The sequence below is a fragment of the Rhabdaerophilum calidifontis genome, from assembly GCF_008641065.1.
GTDB classification, from domain to species: Bacteria; Pseudomonadota; Alphaproteobacteria; order Rhizobiales; family Beijerinckiaceae; genus Rhabdaerophilum; species Rhabdaerophilum calidifontis.
This window is the reverse complement of the sequence record NZ_VTRS01000001.1, coordinates 461,513-482,314: the sequence shown is the minus strand read 5'-3', so window position 1 is coordinate 482,314 and position 20,802 is coordinate 461,513. Positions and strand designations below refer to the sequence as shown.

25 protein-coding genes and 1 other RNA gene are annotated in these 20,802 nt (G+C 68.2%); 24 read left to right on the top strand and 2 right to left on the bottom strand.

The annotated features are described in order from the left end of the window. Positions 1-193: 193 nt before the first annotated feature. The 11 genes from FWJ24_RS02325 to ruvB all read left to right on the top strand — a co-directional run bounded on the left by FWJ24_RS02325 (position 194) and on the right by ruvB (position 6,176). Complete coding sequence (locus tag FWJ24_RS02325; protein ID WP_166443560.1) at positions 194-457, top strand: DUF4164 family protein; 264 nt, start codon at positions 194-196, stop codon at positions 455-457. 10 nt (positions 458-467) lie between these two features. Beyond that, on the top strand, positions 468-839 hold the full coding sequence (locus tag FWJ24_RS02320; protein WP_150286155.1) for a cell division protein ZapA: 372 nt from the start codon (positions 468-470) through the stop codon (positions 837-839). Between the two features lie 39 nt (positions 840-878). Beyond that, a non-coding RNA gene (gene ssrS / locus FWJ24_RS02315) (6S RNA) lies at positions 879-1,036 on the top strand. Between the two features lie 56 nt (positions 1,037-1,092). Further along, positions 1,093-1,914, top strand: a complete 822-nt coding sequence (locus tag FWJ24_RS02310; RefSeq protein ID WP_150286154.1) for a TIGR00282 family metallophosphoesterase — start codon at positions 1,093-1,095, stop codon at positions 1,912-1,914. A gap of 29 nt (positions 1,915-1,943) precedes the next feature. Next, positions 1,944-2,243, top strand: a complete 300-nt coding sequence (locus tag FWJ24_RS02305) for a hypothetical protein (RefSeq protein WP_150286153.1) — start codon at positions 1,944-1,946, stop codon at positions 2,241-2,243. A 98-nt stretch (positions 2,244-2,341) separates the two neighbouring features. Next, positions 2,342-3,088, top strand: a complete 747-nt coding sequence (locus FWJ24_RS02300) for a YebC/PmpR family DNA-binding transcriptional regulator (protein ID WP_150286152.1) — start codon at positions 2,342-2,344, stop codon at positions 3,086-3,088. A gap of 77 nt (positions 3,089-3,165) precedes the next feature. Continuing rightward, on the top strand, positions 3,166-3,654 hold the full coding sequence (gene ruvC, locus FWJ24_RS02295; protein ID WP_150286151.1) for a crossover junction endodeoxyribonuclease RuvC: 489 nt from the start codon (positions 3,166-3,168) through the stop codon (positions 3,652-3,654). A 2-nt stretch (positions 3,655-3,656) separates the two neighbouring features. Then, on the top strand, positions 3,657-4,034 hold the full coding sequence (locus FWJ24_RS02290) for a hypothetical protein (RefSeq protein ID WP_150286150.1): 378 nt from the start codon (positions 3,657-3,659) through the stop codon (positions 4,032-4,034). A 2-nt stretch (positions 4,035-4,036) separates the two neighbouring features. Next, complete coding sequence (gene ruvA / locus FWJ24_RS02285) at positions 4,037-4,654, top strand: Holliday junction branch migration protein RuvA (RefSeq protein ID WP_150286149.1); 618 nt, start codon at positions 4,037-4,039, stop codon at positions 4,652-4,654. Then, complete coding sequence (locus tag FWJ24_RS02280) at positions 4,651-5,136, top strand: GNAT family N-acetyltransferase (RefSeq protein WP_150286148.1); 486 nt, start codon at positions 4,651-4,653, stop codon at positions 5,134-5,136. Before ruvA ends, FWJ24_RS02280 begins: the two co-directional genes overlap by 4 nt. Continuing rightward, positions 5,133-6,176, top strand: coding sequence for a Holliday junction branch migration DNA helicase RuvB (gene ruvB / locus FWJ24_RS02275; protein WP_150286147.1), 1,044 nt, complete (start codon positions 5,133-5,135; stop codon positions 6,174-6,176). The genes FWJ24_RS02280 and ruvB overlap by 4 nt, the downstream gene beginning before the upstream one ends. A gap of 19 nt (positions 6,177-6,195) precedes the next feature. Here the strand turns inward: ruvB and FWJ24_RS02270 are convergent, their stop codons facing one another. Both FWJ24_RS02270 and phnD read right to left on the bottom strand, forming a co-directional pair. Continuing rightward, complete coding sequence (locus FWJ24_RS02270; protein WP_150286146.1) at positions 6,196-6,813, bottom strand: hypothetical protein; 618 nt, start codon at positions 6,811-6,813, stop codon at positions 6,196-6,198. A gap of 147 nt (positions 6,814-6,960) precedes the next feature. Next, entirely contained in the window at positions 6,961-7,881 is a 921-nt protein-coding gene (phnD, locus tag FWJ24_RS02265; protein ID WP_166443558.1) for a phosphonate ABC transporter substrate-binding protein, read from the bottom strand. Positions 7,882-7,946: 65 nt separating this feature from the next. Between phnD and ybgC the strand changes: the two genes are divergently transcribed. The 13 genes from ybgC to FWJ24_RS02200 all read left to right on the top strand — a co-directional run bounded on the left by ybgC (position 7,947) and on the right by FWJ24_RS02200 (position 20,781). After that, positions 7,947-8,363, top strand: coding sequence for a tol-pal system-associated acyl-CoA thioesterase (gene ybgC / locus FWJ24_RS02260; protein WP_150286144.1), 417 nt, complete (start codon positions 7,947-7,949; stop codon positions 8,361-8,363). 141 nt (positions 8,364-8,504) lie between these two features. Next, positions 8,505-9,218, top strand: a complete 714-nt coding sequence (tolQ, locus tag FWJ24_RS02255; protein WP_150286143.1) for a protein TolQ — start codon at positions 8,505-8,507, stop codon at positions 9,216-9,218. Positions 9,219-9,227: 9 nt separating this feature from the next. Then, positions 9,228-9,677, top strand: a complete 450-nt coding sequence (locus FWJ24_RS02250; protein ID WP_150286142.1) for an ExbD/TolR family protein — start codon at positions 9,228-9,230, stop codon at positions 9,675-9,677. A 13-nt stretch (positions 9,678-9,690) separates the two neighbouring features. After that, a complete protein-coding gene (tolA, locus tag FWJ24_RS02245) occupies positions 9,691-10,845 on the top strand; it encodes a cell envelope integrity protein TolA (RefSeq protein ID WP_150286141.1) in 1,155 nt (384 codons plus the stop codon). 28 nt (positions 10,846-10,873) lie between these two features. Then, the gene (gene tolB / locus FWJ24_RS02240) at positions 10,874-12,223 is read left to right on the top strand and encodes a Tol-Pal system beta propeller repeat protein TolB (RefSeq protein WP_246155473.1); all 1,350 of its coding nucleotides are present in this window, start codon (positions 10,874-10,876) and stop codon (positions 12,221-12,223) included. A gap of 4 nt (positions 12,224-12,227) precedes the next feature. Then, on the top strand, positions 12,228-12,932 hold the full coding sequence (queC, locus tag FWJ24_RS02235) for a 7-cyano-7-deazaguanine synthase QueC (RefSeq protein ID WP_150286140.1): 705 nt from the start codon (positions 12,228-12,230) through the stop codon (positions 12,930-12,932). Positions 12,933-12,995: 63 nt separating this feature from the next. Then, entirely contained in the window at positions 12,996-13,559 is a 564-nt protein-coding gene (locus FWJ24_RS02230; RefSeq protein WP_150286139.1) for a VUT family protein, read from the top strand. Between the two features lie 164 nt (positions 13,560-13,723). After that, positions 13,724-14,218 (top strand): peptidoglycan-associated lipoprotein Pal, encoded by a 495-nt coding sequence (gene pal, locus FWJ24_RS02225; RefSeq protein ID WP_150286138.1) that lies wholly within the window; start codon positions 13,724-13,726, stop codon positions 14,216-14,218. A 39-nt stretch (positions 14,219-14,257) separates the two neighbouring features. After that, positions 14,258-15,190, top strand: a complete 933-nt coding sequence (gene ybgF / locus FWJ24_RS02220; protein WP_150286137.1) for a tol-pal system protein YbgF — start codon at positions 14,258-14,260, stop codon at positions 15,188-15,190. Further along, positions 15,184-16,266, top strand: a complete 1,083-nt coding sequence (gene tilS, locus FWJ24_RS02215) for a tRNA lysidine(34) synthetase TilS (protein ID WP_150286136.1) — start codon at positions 15,184-15,186, stop codon at positions 16,264-16,266. The genes ybgF and tilS overlap by 7 nt, the downstream gene beginning before the upstream one ends. 147 nt (positions 16,267-16,413) lie before the next feature. Then, positions 16,414-18,336, top strand: coding sequence for an ATP-dependent zinc metalloprotease FtsH (ftsH, locus tag FWJ24_RS02210; RefSeq protein ID WP_150286135.1), 1,923 nt, complete (start codon positions 16,414-16,416; stop codon positions 18,334-18,336). A gap of 123 nt (positions 18,337-18,459) precedes the next feature. Further along, the gene (glmM, locus tag FWJ24_RS02205; RefSeq protein WP_150286134.1) at positions 18,460-19,800 is read left to right on the top strand and encodes a phosphoglucosamine mutase; all 1,341 of its coding nucleotides are present in this window, start codon (positions 18,460-18,462) and stop codon (positions 19,798-19,800) included. A gap of 165 nt (positions 19,801-19,965) precedes the next feature. Next, a complete protein-coding gene (locus FWJ24_RS02200; protein WP_166443557.1) occupies positions 19,966-20,781 on the top strand; it encodes an outer membrane protein in 816 nt (271 codons plus the stop codon). Positions 20,782-20,802: the final 21 nt, after the last annotated feature.

The following is a 20,802-nucleotide window of genomic DNA, read 5'->3' as shown; positions in this document are numbered from 1 at the left end:
TCCGTCGCCGCCCGCTCCTAGCAATTTGTGGAAGATCCGGCGCCGCCACAACCGTGGCGTGATTTGCCCCGGATGAGTGATTGACCATGGCCTCACCCGATGTCTAAGCTTCGAGGCTCAAAGAATTGATTTGCCGGCACCGTGCGGCAAATCTCCCATCCGCCCGCATCTACTGGAGAATGGGGAGACGCCATTGAGCGAATCCATCCGCGAAGCCTTGGCGCGCCTCGGCGCCGCGCTCGATCGGCTCGACGCGGCCTCCCTGCGCCATGCCGACGGCGAAAGGGTGCGGGCCAATCTCGAAACCGAACTCGACCTGATGCGGGAGGACCGCCATCAACTCGCGCGGCAGCTCGACGGCGAAAGGGCCGGCCGCGAGGCCGCCGAGGCGGGGCTTGGCGAGATCGCACCGCGGCTCGACCGGGCGATCGCCGCCCTGCGCGCGAGCCTGGCATGAGGCGGCCGTCATGACGCAAGTGACGGTCATGATCGACGGCAAGCAGTTCCGCATGGCCTGCGATGACGGCCAGGAACCGCATCTCGAACGGCTGGCCGAGCATCTCGACACCCGCATCCGCATGATGCGGCAGAATTTCGGCGAGATCGGCGATCTGCGCTTGACCGTGATGGCGGCACTAATGGTCTGCGACGAACTGGCCGAGGCCGAACAGAAGGCAAAGGATCTCAAGGCCGCGCTCGACAGCGATCAGATGCTGCGCCATCAGGCGGCGGAAAGCGTATCGCAGCGCGACGCGGCGATTGCGGCGGCGATCGACGGGATGACGAGCCGCGTCGACCGCATCACCCGCATGCTTTCCGGTGCGCAGGCGGAATCCTGACCCCTTCTCATCGGCCCGCGAAGCGCCTACATTGGGAATGCGGGGCTGCGGGATGCGGCAGGTTATACGTATTCCCCGGGGCCTTATCGATCCTAAGGGAGCTGTCCCTGACCGGGTCCCTGGACCCGGACACACGGCGCCCACCTACTCATGTAGGTTCCCGGGATCGACACTCCACCGGTCCATGCGGCTCCGCAACTTCCGCCGGCCTCGCGGCGGCATTCCGGCCTGATCCTTACCGCGCGGGGTTCCGATGCGCATCCTGTTCCTCGGCGACGTGGTCGGTCGCCCCGGCCGCGAGGCTGTGACCCGACATCTGCCCGCCCTGCGCGCGCGCTGGGCGCTCGATTGCGTGGTGATCAACGGCGAGAATTCCGCCGGCACCGCCGGCATCACCGAGGCGATCTGCGCCGAGCTGCTCGATGCCGGCGCGGATTGCATCACCCTCGGCAACCATGCCTGGGACCAGCGCGAGGCGCTGGTGTTCATCACGCGCGAGCACCGCCTTATCCGCCCCGCGAATTTCGCCGTCGGCTCGCCCGGCCGCGGCGCGGCGCTGGTCGAGACCCGGACCGGCGCGCGCGTGCTGGTGGTCAACCTGATCGGCCGGGTGTTCATGGGCCTTGCCGATGATCCCTTCGCCGAGATCGAGCGGCAGATCGCCGCCTGCCCGCTCGGAACGGGCTGCGATGCGATGCTGATCGACATGCATGCCGAGGCAACGAGCGAGAAGCAGGCGCTCGCCTATTTCGTCGATGGCCGCGCATCCGCCGTCGTCGGCACCCATACCCATGTGCCAACCGCCGACCAGCGGATCCTGCCCGGCGGCACCGCCTATCTTTCCGATGCCGGCATGTGCGGGGATTACGATTCAATTCTCGGCGTCGAGAAATCCGCGCCGCTGCACCGTTTCCTGCATGCGACGCCCTCCGGCCGCTTCGAGGCCACGGAGGGCACGGCGACGCTCTGCGGCTTCGCCGTCGAGACCGACGACAGGACCGGCCTTGCGAAAGCATGCTGGGCGGTGCGGCTCGGCCCGCTGCTCGCGGAAAGCCTGCCGCAGGGCTGGGAATGACCGGCCGGTCGCGCCTCTCGGCTCCGGGCGTGGCCGCTCTCGCTGTCCTGCTCGCGACGGTCGCCGCCGCGCAGGATGCGGCGGATCCGGCCGGGCTCTGGGAACTGCGCGAGGCGCAACGCTTCGAGAACCAGCGCCGGGATTGCGCCGCACAATGGGAGGGAGCGGCGCGGAAAGGCCGGAGCGGCGACGGGCCGCGCGAGGCCTTCATTGCGGAATGCGCGGCGGCGGCACGCATCGCGCGCTGCCATCCGCCGGGTCATAACCCGACCTGCCGCTACGAGGCGCGCGAGCGCCGCAGGACACGAAGCGGAACGGCCGCCCCCTGAACCTGGCGGGAGGGCATCAGCTTCGAGCCGACTTCCCTTGCCGGATTTCTTTTCCTATAAGCCCGCCATCCCAGACCTTCGCGACCTTCGAGGCAGAAATGGCCGGTCATTCGCAATTCAAGAACATCATGCACCGCAAAGGCAAGCAGGATGCGGCGCGCTCGAAGCTGTTCGGCAAGCTCGCGCGCGAGATCACGGTCGCCGCCAAGATGGGCGCGCCGGACCCGAACATGAACCCGCGCCTGCGGATGGCGGTGCTCGCCGCGCGCGCCGAGAACATGCCGAAGGACAATATCGAACGCGCGATCAAGAAGGCCTCGGGCAGCGACGGCGAGAATTACGAGGAGGTCCGTTACGAGGGGCGCGGCCCCGGCGGCGTGATGCTGATCGTCGAGGCCCTGACCGACAACCGCAACCGCACCGGCTCGGCCGTGCGCTCCTATTTCACCAAGGCCGGCGGCGAACTCGGCGCCTCGGGCTCGGCAACCTTCATGTTCGACCGCCTCGGCGAGATCACCTATCCCGCCGCCGTCGGCGACGCCGACAGGGTGATGGAAGCCGCGATCGAGGCCGGCGCCGATGACGTCGTCTCCGACGAGAACGGCCATGTCATCACCTGCGCTTTCGCCGATCTCTCGGAGGTCTCGAAGGCGCTCGAGGCCGCGCTCGGCGCCCCGGCCTCGGCCAAGATCGTCTGGCGGCCGCAGAACACGGTCGAACTCGACGAGGAAAAGGCGATAAGCGTCATGAAGCTCATCGACAATCTCGACAACGACGACGACGTTCAGAACGTCTTTTCGAATTTCGAGGTGTCGGACGAGGTGATGGCGAAGCTCACCGCGTGAGCCGCTCTGCACAGCAAGTTTCGCCGCGCGCCGGCTTTCACTTTTCGTTCCGGTTCGAGGCGGCATAACCTCGCCGCATGAAACCCGCGACGCGAATCATCGGTATTGATCCCGGCCTGCGCCATACCGGCTGGGGCGTGATCGCGGTCGAGGGCACGCGGCTCAGCTACATCGCCTGCGGCGCCGTCGAGCCCAGCCCCGCCGCCGATCTGGCCGACCGGCTGGCCGCGATCCACGAGGGCCTTCGCGGGGTGATCCGGGAGCACGCACCGGAAGAGGCGGCGGTTGAAGAAACCTTTCTCAACAAGGATCCGCGCGCCACCCTCAAGCTCGGCGCCGCCCGCGGGGTGGCGATGCTCGTTCCCGCGCAGGCGGGTCTCAGGGTGGCGGAATACGCGCCGAACCAGATCAAGAAGGCGGTGGTCGGCGCCGGCCATGCCGAAAAGGCGCAGATCCGCATGATGGTGAAGGTGCTGCTGCCGAAAGCCGAGTTCCGCACCGACGACATGGCCGACGCGCTCGCCATTGCCATCTGTCATGCGCATCATCGAGGGAGGGAGAGATGATCATGCGGGGATTGACCGCTTTCGCAGCACCGGTTCTGGCGCTGCATGTCATGGCCGCGCCCGCCTCGGCCGAGCAGGCGCCGCGGCCGCTCTCGGGCCGCTATGCGCTCGATCTGCCGGCCTGCCGCGCCGGCGACAATTTCCTCACGCTGGGGCCGGACAGGCTCGACCTCCCGGTCTTCTCCTGCCAGGGGCTGACCTTCACGCCCGAGACCGCCGCCGGGGATCGTGTGCTGTGGTCGGTTTCCGCGCGGCGCTGCGAGGGCGAGGAGGGCGCGCCCGGCCCCCGCCGGTTCCGGATCGAGGCAAGCGGCGCCACCCTGCGCATCCTCTGGCCGGACGGCACGAAAAGCGCGCCGCTGCGGCGCTGCGGACGCTGAGCATGATCGGCCGGCTCCGAGGCGTGATTGACGGCTATGGCGAGGATCACGTCATCCTCGACGTGCATGGCGTCGGCTATCTGGTCCATTGCTCCGCCCGCACGCTGCAATCCCTGCCCCCGGCGGGCGAGGCGGCGACCCTGCATGTCGAGACCGTGGTGCGGGAGGACATGATCCGCCTGTTCGGCTTCGCGACCCCGGTGGAGAAGGACTGGTTCAACATCCTCATCGGCGTGCAGGGCGTGGGCCAGAAGGTGGCGCTGGCGATCCTCTCGACGCTGCGCCCCGCCGATCTCGCCAACGCCATCGCGATGAAGGACAAGGCGGCCATCGCGCGCGCGCCGGGGGTCGGCCCGAAGCTCGCGGAGCGCATCTGCGTCGAGCTGAAGGGCAAGGCCCCGGTCTTCGGCGGCATCGATCCGGCGATCGTCGCGCTCGCCGGCGATGTCGGGGACGGGCGCGCCAGCGGCCCGGTGAGGGACGCAATCTCGGCGCTCGTCAATCTCGGCTATGGCGAACCGCAGGCGACCGGCGCGATCGCCGCCGCGGCGAAGGTGCTGGGCGGGAACGCCGAAACCGGCGCGCTGATCCGGCAGGGCCTGAAGGAACTGGCGAAATGACGAAGGAAACCGGCATCCGCATCGAACCCATCACCGATACCGAATATCTCCGCGCGCTGCTGATGAAGCGCTGGGGGGATACGCTGCTGATGGGCGGGCGCGCCTGGCCCTGCGAGCAGGTGCGCGCCTTCCGCGCGATCGATCCCGATGGCGGGCTTCTCGGCTTCGTGTCTTGGAACATCCTGCGCGCGACCGCCATGGTCTTCACCCTCGACAGCCACAAGCCCGGCCTCGGCATAGGCGCCCGGCTTCTCGACGCGGTCGCGGAAGCTGCTCGCCGGGAAGGCGCGAAGGCGATCCGGGTGATGACGACCAACGACAACACCCCGGCGCTGTTCTATTATCAGAAGCTCGGGTTCCAGCTGGTCGGCTTCTTCCCCGCCGCCGTCGATATCTATCGCGCGGTGGCGCCGCATCTGCCGACGATCGGCCATGGCGGCTTGCCGATCCGCGACACGCTCGAACTGGAGAAGGCGCTGTGACCCAGCCCCGCCCCGGCCTGCTCAACCCCGAGAAGCGCGGCGACGATTCCGACAGCGCGATCCGTCCGCTCGCGCTCGGCGAGTTCATCGGGCAGGCGCAGGCGCAAGAGAACCTGAAGGTCTTCATCCAGGCCGCGAAGGCGCGCGGCGAGGCGCTCGACCACGTGCTCTTCGTCGGCCCGCCGGGGCTCGGCAAGACGACGCTGGCGCAGATCGTCGCGCGCGAGCTCGGCGTCAATTTCCGCTCGACCTCCGGCCCGGTCATCGCCAAGGCCGGCGATCTCGCGGCCCAGCTCACCAATCTCGACGAGCGCGACGTGCTGTTCATCGACGAGATCCACCGGCTCAACCCGGCGGTGGAGGAAATCCTCTACCCCGCGATGGAGGATTATCAGCTCGACCTCATCATCGGCGAGGGGCCGGCCGCCCGCTCGGTGAAGATCGACCTGCCGAAATTCACCCTGGTCGGCGCCACCACCCGCGCCGGGCTACTGACGACGCCGCTGCGCGACCGGTTCGGCATCCCCATCCGCCTCAATTTCTACACGGTGGAGGAACTGGAACGCATCGTCACCCGCGGCGCGCGCGTGCTTGGCATCGGCATGAGCGCGGACGGCGCCAACGAGATCGCCCGGCGCGCCCGCGGTACGCCGCGCATCGCCGGCCGGCTGCTGCGCCGCGTGCGCGACGTCGCCATCGTCGAGGGCGCGGAGACGGTCACCCGCGCGATCGCCGACCGGGCGCTGACCATGCTCGACGTGGATTCGATCGGCCTCGACCTGATGGACCGCCGCTACCTGACGACGATCGCCGAGAAATTCATGGGCGGCCCGGTCGGGATCGAGACCATGGCGGCGGCGCTTTCCGAGCCGCGCGACGCGATCGAGGACATCATCGAGCCCTATCTCCTGCAGCAGGGCTTCCTCCAGCGCACGCCGCGCGGCCGGCTTCTCACCGAGGCCGCCTTCCGCCATCTGGGCCTTGACCCGCCCTCGCGGCCCGCGCCGCAGCTCGGGCTGTTCGAGGACGGGGAGGAATAGCGCCGGGAGGCGCAGCAATTCAGGTCGGCAGCGAGGTCTGCCCGGCCGAACGCCGCCAGGCGACGATCCGCAACGCGAGCGCCACCGCGAAAAGCCCGAGGAAAAACCAGTAGATCGGCCCGCCCATCGCGGCCCGTTTCCCGAAAGCGATCACGAATTGCAGCCAGAGCCAGGAAATCCCGGCCAGATGCAGGATGCTCCAGGCTGACCGGCCGATCATCGCTGCCGGGCGCTGGAACGAGGTCGCCGCCATCAGGATGATCAGCGCATAGCCGATCGAGCCGGCAATGATCATGTCCGGCGTCACCGCCGCCGCGTATTGCTGCGGCCCCTGCGAGGCATAGGCGATGATCTGCCCCGCATGAACGCCATGCGAGAAGGCGAAGGCGAGGCCGAGATGGCGGCGGTTGGCCCGCAGCCAGCGGCTCGGCGCCGAGGGAAAGAGCCGCACCATCGCGCTCGCGACAAAGGCAAGCAGGAAAAGCACTGCCGAACTGCGGGCCGTGAAGCGGATGCCCCAGCGCAGTGCATCGGTCTCGAAGCCGTGCGCCGCCGGCACGCCAATCCCGATTACGAGCACAACTGCGCTGCTGAGCCAGAAAAACCGCCAGCCGGATGGAAATCCGGTATCGGACATCAAAACCTCCCGATGCACCAGCCGCCGATCGCGGCGCGACGGAAGGTCGCATGGAATGACGCCGCCCACGCTTCACGAAGCCGAGGCGCCGTTTCACATCAACGTGAGCAGAGCCAAGGCGATGCTCGGGCGGCGAGGGATGCCCGTTCAGCTCCCGCGCTTCTTGCGCTCGCGGTCGAGTTCGTCGAGCACCGCGACCACATCGAGATAATCCTCGTGCTTCGCGGGCGCGTAGCCCTTCACCTTGCCGTCGGTCAGCGCCTTCCAGACATCCGGGGCGCGCTCCTTCATCGTGAAGAACGCCTCCTTCACCGCATCCTGGAGCGCCTGCGGCAGGTTGGCGCGCGCGCAGAACGGGCTCGCCGGGATGAGCGGCGATTTCCAGATGATCCGCACGGCGCCCTTCGGGATCATGCCGCGGCTTTCGAGCCGCTGGACCATGCCGCTTTCCTCGTTGGTCCAGTAGGTGGCGGCGGCGTCGTATTGCCCGCGCACCACGCCGATCACGGAATTCTCGTGGCTGCCGGAGAAGGCGGTGGCGGAGAAATGCGCCGCCGGGTCGAAACCCTGCTTGCGCATGTAATATTGCGGGAAGGCATAGCCCGAGGTCGAGTTCGGGTCGGCGAACAGGAAGGGCTTGCCCTTGAGATCGGCGAGGGTCTGGTAGGGGCTCTCCGCCTTCACCACGACGATCGAATAATAGCCCTCGGCGCCGTTGTTATCGATGTCGCGGAACAGCGGCTTCAGCTTATCGCCCATCACGCGCCGCCCCATCGAATAGACGGCCGGCCCGAAGCGGGAGAACTCGATCTGGTCGCCGCGCATGCCTTCGACCAGGCCGGCATAATCCGCGACCCGATAGGTCCGGACCGGCACGCCGAGGACCTCGGTGAGATATTTCGCGACCGGTTCCCAGCGCGCGAGCGCGCCGGCCTCGTTCTCGGCCGACGAGACCCCGAGCCGCAATTCCTTGAACTGCGCCTTCCAATCCTGCGCGACGGCGCGCAGGGGCAGCAGCGACGCGGCGGCGGATGCGAGAACAACGCGACGGTTGAGATGGATCGCCATGGCTGTTACCTCCCCGACCGCTCCCAGCGGTCGGGACCGACGAAGCACGAAAGCATCACAACCCCATGACACGCCGCGCCGAACCATTCCCGCTCCGCGTCTATTACGAGGACACGGATTTCTCCGGGGCCGTCTACCACGCGCGCTACCTGCATTTCTTCGAGCGCGGACGGACGGAGGCGCTGCGCGCGCTCGGCATCGATCAGAGCCGGCTGTTCGCGGCCGCGGGCGGACCGCAGCTCTTCGTGGTCCGGCGGATGACGATCGAATACCATCGCCCGGCACGGATGGACGATCTCCTGCTGGTCGAGACGACGGTCGCGGCGATAACGGGCGCGCGGATCGCGATGCGCCAGCGGCTGCTGCGCGACGGGAACACCATCGCCGAAGCCGAACTGGAACTCGGCTTCCTCGTTCGCGGCCGGCCCGCGCGCGTGCCGGCGGAAATCGCCGCAGCGCTGGCGCTGATCACCAAAGGTTAACCATAACGCGCGATGGATGGTAGCATCGGGCCGGGCCATCGCGCCGGCCGCACATGGCCCTGCGCCTCAGTTTGGTCGCAAAACCACTGCATGTGCCCGCGTTTGCCGGGAAATCGGGCCCGGCCGGAAAGGTCTATCGCCATGCCAGCCGCTGAAGCCAGCGCCGATCTGTCGCTCGTCTCGCTGTTCCTCAACGCCCATGTCATCGTCAAGCTGGTGATGATGGGGCTGCTCGCCGCGTCGATCTGGTCCTGGGCGATCATCATCAACAAATGGCTGATGCTGCGCGCGATGAAGGCCCGGATGGACGAGTTCGAGGACATGTTCTGGTCCGGCCAGAGCCTCGACGATCTCTATCGGGCGCTGGTGCAGAAGACGAATGACGGCTTCGCGGCGCTGTTCGTGGCGGCGATGGGCGAATGGCGGCGCGCCCTCGAGGGCTCGGGGCGCGGCTTCGCGAGCCTCCAGACACGGATCGACAAGGTGCTCGACGTCTCGATCGCGCGCGAGGTCGAGCGACTCGAATCGAAACTGCTGGTGCTGGCGACGATCGCCTCCGTCGGCCCCTATATCGGCCTGTTCGGCACGGTCTTCGGCATCATGACGACCTTTCGTTCGATCGCCGCCTCGAAGAACACATCGCTCGCGGTCGTCGCGCCCGGCATCGCCGAAGCACTGTTCGCCACCGCGATCGCGCTGGTGGCGGCAATCCCCGCCAACATCTTCTACAACAAGTTCGTGAAGGACACGTCGCGCAACCAGAGCCGCCTCGAGGCCTTCGCCGACGAGTTCTCCGCCATCATCTCGCGGCAGATCGACGAGCGCGCCGGCCATGTGCCGACGCGCGCCGCGTGAGGTGCCGCCATGGCGATGGCGATGAGCCAGAACGGTGGCGGGGGCGGCAAGCGCCGGCGCGCGCGCCGCGCCGCGCCGATGGCCGAGCTGAACATGATCCCCTTCATCGATGTCATGCTGGTGTTGCTGGTGATCTTCATGGTCGCGGCGCCGCTGCTGACCGTGGGCGTGCCGGTGGATCTGCCGAAGACCGCCGCCGGCCAGCTCAACATCGAGCAGAAGCCGATTTCGGTCACGATCGACGCGCAGGGCAAGCTGTTCCTGCAGGATCGGGAAACCCGGCTCGAGACATTGGCGGCGGAGATCGGCGCGATCGCGAAGCAGGGCTTCGACGAGCGCATCTATGTCCGCGGCGCGGCGCAGGTCGAATATGGCCGCGTCGCCGCGGTGCTCGCGGCGCTGAACAAGGCGGGTTTCGTCAAGACCGCGCTCGTCAACCAGCCCCTTGCGGGGAACTAGGACGGCAAAAGGCATGCGATCCGGGTCCGATATCCTGCGGTCCTTCCTGTCCTGGCGTCAGCCGGGCGGGATCGTCTCGGCCACGGCGCATCTGACGCTGCTGCTCGCGAGCGTTTATGCCTTCGCCAGTGCCAAGCCCTTCGAGCCGGCCACCGAGGCGCTCGCGGTCGATGTCGTGTCCGAGAGCCAGTTCAACGAGATGATGAAGGGCGATTCGCGCGCCGAGAAGCGCCCGGAACCGCAACGCCGCGTCGATCGTGTCGCGGAAACGCGCGAGGACCGCGATCCCGGCCTCCAGCAGCGCGAAGTGCCGGTGCCACCGGTCCGCACCGAGGCAAGGCCGGAACCGCCGAAACCCGAACCGCCGAAACCCGAGCAGCTGGCCGCGATCACGCCGCCGGCACGGCCGCCCGAATTGCGCGCAGCGCCACCCGCCCCCGCCCCCGCCCCGCCGGAAAAGGCCGAGGAGGAGGAGGCGAAGGACGCCGAGATCATCCGCCAGCGCCCCTTCCCGCCGAGACGGGCGGAGCCGCCGAAGCCGGAGGCACCGCAGCAGGACGCACTCGAAAAGCTGCTGCGCGAGCAGCAGGCCGAAGAGAAGCAAAAGGCCGAGGAGGCCCGCAAGGCCGAGGAGAGGCGCCGCGCCGAGGAGAAGCGCAAGGCGGAGGAAAAACGCAAGGCGGAGGAAAAGGCTCGCAGGGAGCGCGAGGCGCGCGAGAAGGCCGAGGCCGAAAAGCTCAACGAGGCGATCCGCCAGAAGCTGCTGACCTCACGCGAGGCTCCGGCCTCGACCGGCGCCACCGGCGCGCAGGTCAGCCAGACCGCGAGCCTCGGCACCCAGAACGCCACGGGCCAGAAGCTGTCCCCCAGCGACCGCGCGCAGCTCATCGGCATCCTGACCGAGCAGATGAGCCGCTGCATCTCCTATAACGGCACCGCGCCGAAGACCGGGCCGCAGATCACCTTCACGCTCGGCCGCGACGGCGGGATCATCAGCAGCGTGCAGCTCGTCAACCGCTCGCCGGAACCGAATTTCGTGCCGTTCGCGGAAGCCTCGATCCGCGCGTTGCGCAATTGCCAGCCCTACCGCATCCCGGCGCGCTTCCTCGCGACCTACGAGGATTGGAAGAACGTCCGCCTCAACATGATCACCGACGATTTGCGATGAGCCCCAGCCTTGCGATGAGCCCCATGCCATGAACCGCCCGTTCCAGCTCTTCCGTCCCGTCTTCTTCATGCTCGGCCTCGGCGCGGCGCTCGCGCTGCCGCTGCTGATCAAATCCGAGGCGCGCGCGCAGGCCGGCGGCGGCTGCCGCCAGGGCGAATTGTGCATCGATCTCAACCCGCGCAACTTCAAGCCGATGCCGATCGCCATCCTCGATTTCAGCGGCGAGCAGCAGGCGGTGATGGTGGCGGAGATCATCGCCTCGAACCTGAAGCGCTCCGGCGTGTTCGAGCCGCTCGATCGCACGCGCTTCCCCGAGAAGCAGATCGGTTTCGACCAGGTGCCGAATTTCCCGGCCTGGTCGGCGGCCGGCGTGCAGGCGATCGTCACCGGTCGGCTGGTGCGCGACGGCGGCCGCCTCGCGGTGGAATACCGCCTCTGGGACGCGACGACCGGCAAGCAGATCGTCGGCCAGAAGCACGCGATCGATCCCGCCAACTGGCGCCGGCTCGGCCATCTCGCCTCCGACGCCGTGTTCGAGCGCATGACCGGCGAGAGCGGCTTCTTCGATACACGCATCATCTTCGTGGACGAGACCGGCCCGAAGGAGAAGCGCCGCAAGCGTCTCGCCATCATGGATTCCGACGGCGCCAATTTCCGCGCCATCTCCTCCGGCAGCGAATTGCTGATCACGCCCCGCTATTCGCCGAAGGGCGACCGCGTCGCCTTCATGGCGCTCGGGGATGACGGCCGCGCCAATGTCCAGATCCTCGATCTCGCGAGCGGCCGGCGCAGCCTTGCCGCCAATTCGGGCGCAACGACCTTTGCGCCGCGCTTCGCGCCGGACGGCACGCGGCTTGTCCTGTCGGTCGAGCAATCCGGCAACACCAATCTCGCCCTTGCGGATGGCACGGGCGGGCTGCGGCCGCTCACCTCCGGCGGCGCGATCGACACCTCGCCCTCCTTCTCGCCCGACGGGACGCAGATCGTGTTCGAAAGCGATCGCGGCGGCGGCCAGCAGATCTACATCATGGGCGCGGACGGCTCCGGCGCACGGCGGATCTCCTTCGGGGAAGGCCGCTATTCGACGCCCGTCTGGTCTCCCAAGGGCGATCTGATCGCCTTCACCCGCCAGCGCGGCAATACGTTCGCCATCGGCGTGATGAAGCCGGACGGCTCCGGCGAGCGCATCCTCACCGAGGGCTACCACAACGAGGGGCCGACCTGGGCGCCGAATGGCCGCTACATCATGTTCTTCCGCGATTCCGGCGGCGGGCCGAAGCTGCACATGGTCGATGTCTCGGGCCGGATCGACGTGCCGATCCCGACCCCGGCCTATGCCTCCGATCCGGCCTGGTCGCCGCTGCTCTCGGCACGCTGAACGCATGGACGATTCGGCCCTCGTGCTGTTCTCGGGCGGGCAGGATTCCGCGACCTGCCTCGCCTGGGCGCTCGCGCGCCATGCGCGGGTCGAGACGCTCGGCTTCGATTACGGCCAGCGCCACCTGGTCGAGCTTGAATGCCGCGACGGCTTGCGCGCCGGCATGGCGGCGCTGAACCCGGACTGGGCGGCCCGGCTGGGGCCGGACCACACCCTGCCGCTCGCCGCACTCGGCGCGATCTCCGAAACCGCGCTGACGCGGGAGGCGGAAATCCGCATGGGCGAGGCCGGGCTGCCCAACACCTTCGTGCCCGGCCGCAACCTCGTCTTCCTCGCCTTCGCCGCCGCCCTCGCCTATCGGCGCGGCATCCGTCGCATCGTCACCGGGGTCTGCGAAACCGATTATTCCGGTTACCCCGATTGCCGCGACGACACGATCAAGGCGCTGCAGGTAGCGCTCAATCTCGGGATGGAGCGCCGCTTCGTGCTGGAGACGCCGCTGATGTGGCTGGACAAGGCGGAAACCTGGGCGCTCGCCGAGCAGCTTGGCGGCACGGCGCTGGTGACACTGATCCGCGAGACGAGCCACAGCTGCTATCTCGGCACGCGTGACAAGCGCCATGATTGGGGCTATGGCTGTGGCCAATGCCCGGCCTGCACGCTTCGCGCCGCAGGTTACCGTCGCTTCATGGCGCGGCAGGGGCAGTAATCCAGGGTGGCTGATCCCTCTAAGCCGTCAGGTTTTGCAACCGGGCCAAAGCGAGAAAACATGATGTCCCGAATTTCCGATCCGCGCCGCGAGGGCCTTGCCTGCCTCGCGCTCTTCATCGCCTGCATTCCGGCGGCGAACTGGCTCATCCAGAATGTCGGCACCGTCTGCGTGCCGAACGGCCCCTGCCTCATCCCGGTCGGCCCCGGGCTGACCGCGCCGAGCGGGGTGCTGCTGGTCGGTGCCGCGCTTGTCCTGCGCGACATGATCCAGCGCCGGCTCGGGGCGGCCTGGGCGCTGGGCGCCATCGCGGCAGGCGGCCTGCTCTCCGCCTTCATCGCCCCTCCGGCCTTGGTCGTCGCTTCCGTGGCGGCGTTCCTGCTTTCGGAACTCGCGGATTTTGCGGTGTTCACGCCGCTCCAGAAGCGCGGCCTCGTCCGTGCCGTTCTGGTTTCGAGCCTGCTCGGCCTCGTCGTCGACAGCCTGGTCTTCCTGTGGCTGGCCTTCGGGAGCCTCGATTACCTCGCGGGGCAGGTCGCCGGAAAGGCGCTGATGGTGCTCGCGGCGCTGCCGGTCATCCACCTCGTGCGCAATCGCGACCGCCGGCTCGGCATCGAGGCGGCCTGAGCGGAGCGGGGCCGAGAATTCAAGGTTCCGTTCACCATTCGCCGCAAAGTCGCCATCGATCGCGGTGCATAGCCCTGCCTGCGAGGCTTAACGGAAGCTTTCGTTAAGCAGGCGAATTTTATCTGGTCGCAAGGGGCGGGGCGCCCTTTGCAAGGAGTGGTGGGATGGTTCCCGTTCGTTCACGCGCGCTCGCGGCGCGCTTCGCGGTGGCGGTCGTCGCCGCCGGCCTGCTGGCGGCCTGCGCCAAGAACAGCGCCGACACCGACGGGCTGGCGGCAGGCGCCGCGACGCCCGGCTCGGTGCAGGATTTCACGGTCAATGTCGGCGACCGGATCTTCTTCGATTCGGATTCCTCCGAAATCAACGCCGCCGGCCAGGCGACGCTCGACAAGCAGGCGCAATGGCTCCAGCGCTATCCGCGCTATTCCTTCACCCTCGAAGGCCATGCCGACGAGCGCGGCACGCGCGAATACAATTTCGCGCTCGGCGCGCGCCGCGCCGAAGCGGCGAAGAACTATCTCGTCGCCCGCGGCATCGGCGCCAACCGCATCCGCACCGTCTCCTTCGGCAAGGAACGGCCGGTGGCGGTGTGCAACGACATCTCCTGCTGGTCCCAGAACCGCCGGGCCGTGACCGTGCTTGCCGGGGCGGGAAGCTGAGGGCTCTTCCAGGGCGCCGGAATCTGCTAGGTTCAATCCATGGCGTTTTCGATCGCATCTCCGATTCGCCGGGCATCCCCGCTTGAGCGCGCCCTTCTCGGCGTCGCGCTGGTTCTTGTCGCGTCGGCGGGGCCGGTGCGGGCGCAGGATGCCGCCGAATTGCTGCTGCGCGTCGACCGGCTCGAGACCGAGAACCGCCGGCTCACCGGCCAGGTCGAGGAGATGCGCTTCCAGATCCGCCGCCTCGAGGAGGCACAGAAGCGCTTCGAGACCGATGCGGATCTCCGCTTCCGCGATCTCGAAGGCAAGGGCGGCGCGCAGCGCCCTGCCGGCCAGCCGGCCCCGGGCGCATCTCCCGCGCCGCAGCGCCGTTCGGATGCGTTCGACCCCGGCGCCAATGCTGCGGCACCCGGCGCGCCGCGCCCGCTCGGGACCACGCCGCCTTCCGCGCCCGCCGGCATGAACCCCGCCGGCATGAACCCCGCCTTGCCGGCCGGCGCCCTTGCGAGCCCGGGTGGCGATCCGGTCGGCGCGCCGCTCGACGTGACCGGCCGCCGCCCCCCGCCCCCCGCCCCGGTGGTCGGGCGGGGCGATGCGCGCAGCGATTACGCCTATGCGAAATCGCTCATCGATCGCGGCGATTACGAGCTCGCCGAGGGCGCGTTCCGCGATTTCCTGCGCGCCCACCCCAAGGACCGCCGCGCGGCGGAAGCGCATTTCTTCCTCGGCGAGAGTTATCTGCGCCGCACCCGCTACCGCGAGGCGGCGGAGCAGTTCCTCACCGTCACCAGCCAATACGCGAGCGCGCCGCGCGCGCCGGAGGCGATGCTCAAGCTCGGCATCGCGCTGCGCGGGCTCGGCGCGAACCAGGAGGCCTGCGGCACCTTCGCGCAGGTCGGCCGCAAATATCCGAACGCACCCGCCGAGATCAAACAGGCGGTGGAGCGGGAAAGGGCGCGCGCGCAGTGCTGATCGAGGCCGAGACGCAGGACCCGACCGACGAATGGCCCCTGACCCCGGAGGAGGCTCTCGCCCTCTATCGCGGTGCGATCGGCAATGACGAGGCGAGCGGAATGCTGCTTGCCGTTTCCGGCGGCCCAGATTCCATGGCCCTGCTCGGGCTGACGGCCGCCGCCCGCGCCTATCTGCCGCCGATCGCGGTTGCGACCGTCGATCACGGCCTGCGCCCGGAGGGACGGCGCGAGGCGGAATTCGTCCAGGAATTCTGCCGCGAGATCGGCGTTCCGCACAAGATCCTGCCCTGGAGCGACCGGCCGGAAGGTCCGGTGAGCCAGGAGGCGGCGCGCAAGGGCCGCTATGCCCTGCTGATGACCCATGCCCGCGCCATCGCGGCCTCGCATCTCGTGACTGCCCATACCCTCGACGATCAGGCGGAAACCGTGCTGATGCGCATGGCCTCCGGAAGCGGGCTCGCCGGACTCGGCGCGATGCGCCCGAACATCCGGCGCGGCATGCTCGGCCATCTTCGCCCCTTCCTCGAAGTGCCGAAATCGCGGCTTGTCGCCACCTGCGCCAGGAACGGCTGGCTGTTCTCCAAGGACCCCAGCAACGAGGATCATCGCTTCGCGCGCACGCGCTTTCGCGCGCTGATCCCGATCCTCGCCGGCGAGGGGCTGACCCCGGAGCGGCTCGGCAATCTCGCCGCCCGTGCGCGGCGCACCGAGGACGCGCTCGAACATGTGGCCCGGCGCAGCGTAGAGGAAGCGGTGATCCGCCGCGCGCCCGATGGCGGCGCGCTGCGGCTGCGGGCTGAACCGCTCTTCGCCGAACCCTTCGACATCGCGCTGAGGATGTTGCGCCGGGCGATGAACGAGATCGCGCAGGAGGAGCACGCGGAGATCCAGATCCCGCTCGTCAAGCTCGAGCGGCTGCTCAAGAACCTGCGCATAGCGATCCGCGACCAGCGCCCGATGCGCCAGACGCTGGCCTGGGCGGTGATCGCGCATGGCGGCGGTTTCGTCGAGGTGCGGACCGCGCCGCCGCGCCGCCTCCAGCGCGTGCAGAAGCTCGCCGCCGGGCAACGCTGAGCCCGCCCCGCAACCAAAACGTCGCGCGGCGCTTGGCAAGCCCCGCCCCGGCGCCTAGATAAGATTACAAGGGCCGCATCCGGCGAAAAAGCGCCCCGGTCGGGGATCCCCGGCCCGAACAGCCGCCCCAAGTGAGACAAGGCGTCGATGAACCCGAATTTCCGCAACATCGCTCTCTGGGCCATCATCCTGCTTCTGGTGCTGGCGCTGGTCTCCGTCTTCCAGAGCCCGTCCGGCCGCACCGGCGGGCAGGATCTGCCGTATTCGGGCTTCCTCGATGCGGTGGAGCGCGGCCAGGTCGATCGTGTCGTGATCTCCGGCCATGAGATCCAGGGCAGCTTCAACGACGGGCGCGGCGCCTTCCAGACCTACGCGCCGTTCGACCCGCGCCTCGTCGAGCGCCTGCGCGAGAAGAACATCAGCATCACCGTCCGCTCCCCCAACGCGGATTCGCCCTGGTACATGTCGCTGCTGCTCAACTGGCTGCCGATCCTGTTCTTCCTCGGCGTCTGGATCTTCATGTCGCGGCAGATGCAGAACGGCGCCGGCCGCGCGATGGGCTTCGGCAAGTCCAAGGCCAAGCTGCTGACCGAAGCGCATGGCCGCGTCACCTTCGAGGATGTCGCGGGGATCGACGAGGCGAAGGAGGATCTTCAGGAGATCGTCGAGTTCCTGCGCGATCCGCAGAAATTCCAGCGCCTCGGCGGGCGCATCCCGCGCGGCGTGCTGCTGGTCGGCCCGCCCGGCACCGGCAAGACGCTGACCGCGCGCGCCGTCGCGGGCGAGGCCAACGTGCCCTTCTTCACCATCTCGGGCTCCGATTTCGTCGAGATGTTCGTCGGCGTCGGCGCCTCGCGCGTCCGCGACATGTTCGCCGAGGCCAAGAAGAACGCGCCCTGCATCATCTTCATCGACGAGATCGACGCTGTCGGGCGCCATCGCGGCGCCGGGCTCGGCGGCGGCAATGACGAGCGCGAGCAGACGCTCAACCAGCTCCTCGTCGAGATGGACGGGTTCGAAGCCAATGAAGGCATCATCATCATCGCCGCGACCAACCGCCCGGACGTGCTCGACCCGGCGCTGCTGCGCCCCGGCCGCTTCGACCGGCAGATCGTCGTGCCGCTGCCGGATGTGAACGGCCGCGAGAAGATCCTGCGCGTCCATGCGCGCAAGGTGCCGATGGCGCCGGATGTCAACCTCAAGACATTGGCGCGTGGCACGCCCGGCTTTTCCGGTGCCGACCTGATGAACCTCGTCAACGAGGCGGCCCTGCTCGCCGCGCGGCGCAACCGCCGTCTGGTGACGATGCAGGAATTCGAGGATGCCAAGGACAAAGTCATGATGGGCGCCGAGCGCAAATCCATGGCCATGTCCGACGAGGAGAAGCGCAACACCGCCTATCACGAGGCCGGCCACGCGATCATCGCGCTGAAACTCGAGGGCATCGACCCGATCCACAAGGCGACGATCATCCCGCGCGGCCGCGCGCTCGGCATGGTGATGACCCTGCCGGAGAGCGACCGCTATTCGATGAGCCGCGAGAAGGCCATCGCCCGGCTCGCCATGCTGTTCGGCGGCCGCGAGGCCGAGATCTTCAAGTTCGGCCCCAGCAAGGTGACCAACGGCGCGACCGGCGACATCCAGATGGCGACCCGCCTCGCCCGCTCGATGGTGATGGAATGGGGCATGTCGGACAGGCTCGGACGGGTCCGCTATCAGGGTAACGAGCAGGAGGTCTTCCTCGGCCATTCGGTGACGCAGACCACCAACATGTCGGACGAAACCGCGAAGCTGATCGACGAGGAGGTCCGCAAGCTGATCGAGGACGGCGAGACAACCGCCCGCCGGATCATCACCGACAACAAGGATCAGTTCGAAGCCATCGCCCAGGCCCTGCTCGAATTCGAGACCCTGACCGGGGACGAACTCCGCGCGCTGATGGAAGGCAAGCGCCCCGACCGTTCGGACAGTGATGAGCCGCAGACGCCGCGCGGCTCGGCGGTGCCCTCGGCCGGCAAGCCGCGCCCGCCGGAGGCGCAGGGCGGGCTGGAGCCGCAGCCGCAAGGCTGAACGCGGAGGGCTGAGCGCGCCCGTGGCTTAACCGCGCCGCGCGCTTTCGCTTGCCAGACGCCGCGTTCCGGGGCACTCCATCCGGATTCCGGGGATACGGAAACGGGTGCGAAGGGGAACCTCATGGCACGCAAGTTTTTCGGCACGGACGGGATCCGCGGCCTCGCCAATGGCAAGATCACGCCGGAACTCGCCCTCAAGGTCGGCCAGGCGGCAGGGCTCGTGTTCCATCGTGGCGAGCATCGCCATCGCGTGCTGATCGGCAAGGATACCCGCCTCTCGGGCTACATGATCGAGAACGCGCTGGTGGCGGGGTTCACCTCGATCGGCATGGACGTGATGCTGACCGGCCCGATCCCCACCCCCGGCATGGCGATGCTGACCCGCTCGATGCGCTGTGATATCGGCGTGATGATCTCCGCCTCGCACAATGCCTACGAGGACAACGGCATCAAGCTGTTCGGCCCGGACGGCTACAAGCTCTCCGACGAGGTCGAGAACGCGATCGAGGATCTGCTGGCGCAGGATCTCTCGAACCGTCTTGCTCCGCCGAAGGCGATCGGCCGCGCCAAACGGATCGAGGATGCGCAGGCCCGCTACATCGAATTCGCCAAGCGCACCCTGCCCCGCAACCTGGAACTGGACGGCATGCGCATCGTGATCGATTGCGCGCACGGCGCCGGCTACAAGGTAGCGCCCGAGGCGCTGTTCGAACTCGGCGCCGAGGTGATCCGCATCGGTGTCGAGCCGGACGGTTTCAACATCAACCGCGATCTCGGCTCGACCGAGCCTGCCGCGCTCCAGCGCAAGGTGCGCGAACTGCGCGCCGATATCGGCATCGCGCTCGACGGTGACGCCGATCGCGTGCTGATCGTCGACGAGAAGGGCCATGTCGTGGACGGCGACCAGCTGATGGCGCTGATCGCCGAGAGCTGGCACCAGGAGGGCAAGCTCGCGCAGCCGGGCATCGTCGCGACGATCATGTCCAATCTCGGCCTCGAACGCCATCTCGGCGGTTTCGGGCTCACGCTGCACCGCACCGCCGTGGGAGATCGCTATGTGCTGGAGCATATGCGCGAGCACGGCTTCAATGTCGGGGGCGAGCAATCCGGCCACATCATCCTTTCGGACCACTCGACGACCGGCGATGGGCTGATCGCCGCGCTCCAGGTGCTCGCCGTGGTCCGGCGCGAGAACCGGCCGGTCAGCGAGCTTTGCCATCGGTTCGAGCCGCTGCCGCAGATCCTCAAGAACGTGAAGATCCGCGGCGGCAAGCCGCTGGCCGATGCCGGCGTCACCCGCGCGATCGAGCAGGTCCGCGCCCGCCTCGGCGAAGGCGGGCGGCTCGTCATCCGCCCCTCCGGCACCGAGCCGGTGATCCGCGTCATGGCCGAGGGCGACGACCGCGACCTCGTCGAGCGCGTGGTGGATGACGTGATCGAGGCGATCTCCAAGGCGGCGTGAGGGCTCGGCGCGGCGCATGCGCCGCGCAATCCAGGCAAGGTGGCCGGTCTTCAGCCGCGGTTAACGGTAATTTTTAGGGTTAAGCTCGGCTTAACCTGCTTCTGGCATCGTCGGTTCCGTTCGAGTCCCGCGGCCGTACGCCGCGACACCATGAAGGAACATGACATGCTGAGCCTGAAGTCGCTTCGCTCGGCGGCCGTCGCGGCGCTTCTCGCCAGCGCGAGTGCCGGCATGGCCGAGGCGGCCGATATCCTGCGCGGCCCGGCGCCGCCGCCGCTCGCCCCCCCGCCCGTCCTCGATGCCGGTGGCGGATTCTATCTGCGCGGCGATGTCGGCATCGGCATCCACGATCACAAGACGATCGACACGCTGCCGCCGCTCGCCGGTCTGCGGACGATCGACAGCAACGTCAACACCACCGGCTTCGTCGGGATCGGCGCGGGCTATGCGTTCAATTCCTGGCTCCGCACCGACGTGACCGGCGAGTACCGCTTCAGCGCCCGCCACCGCCATGTCGACACCTATACGGGTGGCGGCAACCTGATCAAAGGCCGGCTTGACGGCTTCGTCGGCCTCGTCAACGCCTATGTCGATCTCGGCACCTGGCACCGCGTGACGCCCTTCATCGGCGCCGGCATCGGCGCGGCCTCGCTGACCATGAGCAGCACGCGCGACATCAACGTCGCGAACGGCACGGTCGCGGCCGGCACCAACAAGACCGAGACGCATTTCGCCTGGGCGCTGCATGCCGGCCTCGGCTTCGACATCACGTCGAACTGGAAGGCCGAACTGGCCTATCGCTACCTGCATATCGGCGACGTCAAATCCGGCACCGTGCAATGTCCCGGCGCGCCCTGCTCCGGGCCCTACCATGTCCGGATCAAGAGCCTCGACAGCCACGACGTGAAGCTCGGCCTGCGCTACATGTTCGCGGATGCCGCGCCCATCTTCGCGCCGGGGCCTCTGGTGCGCAAATACTGAGCGGCATCCCGTCTCCAGCCG